Below are 584 nucleotides of genomic sequence, written 5' to 3'. Positions count from 1 at the left end.
GTGTTCCTGAACAAGGCCGACATGGTCGACGACGCCGAGCTGCTCGAGCTGGTCGAGATGGAAGTGCGCGAGCTGCTGAGCAAGTACGACTTCCCGGGCGACGACACCCCGATCATCAAGGGTTCGGCCCGCCTGGCGCTGGAAGGCGACCAGTCGGAAATCGGCGTGCCGGCGATCCTGAAGCTGGTGGACGCGCTGGACACGTTCATCCCGCAGCCGGAGCGCGCGATCGACAAGCCGTTCCTGATGCCGGTGGAAGACGTGTTCTCGATCTCGGGCCGCGGCACCGTGGTGACCGGTCGTATCGAGCGCGGCATCATCAAGGTCGGTGACGAAATCGAAATCGTCGGTATCCGTCCGACCCAGAAGACCACCGTGACCGGCGTGGAAATGTTCCGCAAGCTGCTGGACCAGGGCCAGGCGGGCGACAACGCCGGCCTGCTGCTGCGCGGCACCAAGCGTGACGACGTCGAGCGCGGCCAGGTGCTGTGCAAGCCGGGTTCGATCACCCCGCACACCACGTTCGAAGCCGAAGTCTACGTGCTGAGCAAGGACGAAGGCGGCCGCCACACCCCGTTCTTCAA

At 65.1% G+C, this 584-nt stretch carries 1 protein-coding gene; it reads left to right on the top strand.

Going from position 1 to position 584, the window contains the following annotated elements:
• The coding region (locus ACYVGE_RS16525) for an EF-Tu/IF-2/RF-3 family GTPase (protein WP_460731161.1) at window positions 1–584 on the top strand (584 nt) is incomplete at both ends.

Source organism: Lysobacter rhizosphaerae (assembly GCF_054779795.1).
Note: the sequence above shows the minus strand (reverse complement) of the source record. Positions and strands in the feature narration are given on the sequence as shown.